This window comes from Streptomyces phytophilus (genome assembly GCF_013870535.1).
Classification (GTDB): domain Bacteria; phylum Actinomycetota; class Actinomycetes; order Streptomycetales; family Streptomycetaceae; genus Streptomyces; species Streptomyces phytophilus.
In genome coordinates this window covers 1-2,753 of sequence record NZ_JACBXC010000832.1, presented here as the reverse complement: position 1 = coordinate 2,753, position 2,753 = coordinate 1, and the positions used below count along the sequence as shown (strand labels likewise).

Annotated in this window: 3 protein-coding genes; all 3 read left to right on the top strand. The window is 72.8% G+C overall.

The genetic code is table 11. The features are described 5' to 3' along the window. A partial coding sequence (locus tag H5J30_RS25900) for an ABC transporter permease (RefSeq protein ID WP_258563543.1) occupies positions 1–832 on the top strand: 832 nt, incomplete at its 5' end. Then, positions 829–1,815 (top strand): ABC transporter permease, encoded by a 987-nt coding sequence (locus H5J30_RS25895; protein ID WP_181789760.1) that lies wholly within the window; start codon positions 829–831, stop codon positions 1,813–1,815. The genes H5J30_RS25900 and H5J30_RS25895, both read left to right, overlap by 4 nt. 2 nt (positions 1,816–1,817) lie before the next feature. After that, on the top strand, positions 1,818–2,753 hold a 936-nt coding region (locus tag H5J30_RS25890), incomplete at its 3' end, for an ABC transporter ATP-binding protein (protein ID WP_181789759.1).

The window sequence follows — 2,753 nt, the reverse complement described above, 5'->3', positions numbered from 1 at the left end:
CGTCGTCGTCGCCCTCCTGGTCTTCATGGCCGCCGCCGCGCCGCTGCTCAGCGCGCTCGGCGGCTGGTCCCCGACGGAGTTCGACAAGACGGCCGTCGACCCGTACCTCGGCGGCCTGCCCAAGGGCCCGCTCGGCGGGATCGGCGCCGAACACTGGCTGGGCGTGGAGCCGGTGACCGGCCGCGACCTGTTCGCGCGGGTCGTCCACGGCGGGCAGGTCTCCCTGTTCATCTCCTTCGCGGCCACCGCCATCGTGGTCGTCGTGGGCACCGCCGCGGGCATCGCGGCCGGCTACTTCGGCGGCCGGGTCGACACCGTGCTCAGCCGGCTGATGGACCTCACGATGTCCTTCCCGTCCCTCATCTTCATGATCGCGATGATGTCGGTGGCCCAGGACGTCAACCGCGTGCTGCTGATGACCGGGGTGATCGGCATCTTCGGGTGGCCCGGCATCGCGCGCGTCGTGCGCGGCGAGACGCTGTCGGTCAAGCACCGCGAGTACGTCGACGCCGCCCGTGCCGGCGGCTTCGGGGCCTGGCGGATCGTCACCCGGGAGATCCTGCCGAACGTCTCGGGCCCCGTCATCGCGTACACCACCCTGCTGATCCCCGGGATGATCAGCACCGAGGCCGCGCTCAGCTTCCTCGGCGTCGGCGTCCAGCCGCCGACCTCCTCCTGGGGCCAGATGATCTCCGAGGCGGTCTCCTTCTACGAGACCGACCCCATGTACTTCGTCATCCCCAGCGCCTTCCTCTTCCTGGCCGTGCTGGCGTTCACCGTCCTCGCCGACACCCTCCGGGAGACCCTCGACCCCCGGGGAGACCGCGCGTGATCCTCTACCTCGCCCGCCGGCTCGTGGGCGTCGCCGGCGTCATGCTGGCCATCTGCCTCGTCACCTTCACCATCTTCTACCTGCTGCCCGCCGACCCCGCGGCCGCGGCGTGCGGCAAGACCTGCACCCCCGAACGGCTCGCCGAGGTGCGCCACTCCATGGGGCTCGACGAGCCGCTGTGGCGCCAGTTCACCGACTACCTCACCGGCATCTTCGCGGGCCGCGAGCTGGGCGAGGGGCCGCACGCGCTCCAGTGCGGCTTCCCCTGCTTCGGCTACTCCTACGAGTACTCCCTGCCCGTGTGGGACCTGCTCACCGACCGGCTGCCGGTCTCCGCGTCGCTGGCCTTCGGCGCCGCGCTCATGTGGCTGGTCCTCGGCCTCGGTACGGGCATCACCGCGGCCCTGCGCAAGGGCACGCGCACCGATCGCACCCTGATGGTCGGCGCCGTGGCCGCCGCGTCGCTGCCGGTGTACTTCACCGCGGTGGTGCTCATCCACGGCGTGGTCCGCGTCGCCGGCGTGCTGCCGTACCCCGAGTACGCCGCGCTGACCGACGACCCGCTCGACTGGGCCGCGAACCTGCTGCTGCCGTGGACCGCGCTGGCACTGCTGTACGCCGCGATGTACGCGCGGCAGAGCCGCAGTTCGATGATCGAGGCCATGGCGCAGCCCTACATCCGCACCGCGCGCGCCAAGGGCATGCCCGAGCGCGCCGTCGTGGTCAAGCACGGGCTGCGCTCCGGCATGACCCCGGTGCTGACCATCTTCGGCATGGACCTCGGCGGGCTGCTCGCCGGCGCCGTGATCACCGAGAGCATCTTCGGCATCCCCGGCGTCGGCAGGCTCTTCTTCGACGCACTCCAACGCTCCGACCAGCCGGTGATCCTCGGGGTCACGCTGCTGGCGGCCTTCTTCATCGTGGCGGCGAACCTCGTCGTGGACATCCTCTACGCGGTCGTCGACCCGAGGGTGAGGTACTGAACATGGGCACTGCCTCCACCACCACGGCCGCCGGGGGCGGCGACCGGGCGGGCGAGCCGCCGCTGCTGCGCGTACGCGACCTGAAGGTCGCGTTCCCGACCGCCGCCGGGCCCGTACGGGCAGTCGACGGCATCGACTTCACCGTACGGGCCGGCCGCACTCTCGGCATCGTGGGCGAGTCCGGGTCGGGGAAGTCCGTGACGTCCCTGGCCGTGCTGGGGCTGCACCGCGGCGCCGAGGTCAGCGGGTCCGTCGAACTGGCCGGCCGCGAGCTGCGCGGGCTCCCCGACCGGGAGCTGGCGAAGCTGCGCGGGCGCCGGATGGCGATGATCTTCCAGGACCCGATGTCCAGCCTGCACCCCTACTACACGGTGGGCGAGCAGATCGCCGAGGCGTACCGCGTGCACTTCGGCGCCGGCCGCCGCGCCGCCCGCCGCCGGGCGGTGGAGATGCTCGGCGAGGTCGGCATCCCCGAGCCCGCCCGCCGGGCCGCCGACCACCCGCACCGGTTCTCCGGCGGCATGCGCCAGCGGGTCATGATCGCCATGGCGCTCGCGTGCGAGCCGGACCTGCTCATCGCGGACGAGCCGACCACCGCGCTCGACGTCACCGTGCAGGCCCAGATCCTGGAGCTGATCGCCCGGATCCAGGACGAACGCGGCCTCGGCGTCGTGATGATCACCCACGACCTGGGGGTGGTCGCGCGCGTCGCGCACGAGGTGCTGGTGATGTACGCGGGCCGGCCGGCGGAACAGGCGCCGGTGGACGAGCTGTTCGCCCGCCCCGCGCACCCGTACACCCGCGGGCTGCTCGACTCGCTGCCGCGGCTCGACGACGACCCCGGCGTCCCCCTGCACACCATCCCGGGCAGCCCGCCGTCGCTGCTCGCCCCCGGCCCGGGCTGCGCGTTCGCGCCGCGCTGCTTCCGCGCCGCCGGG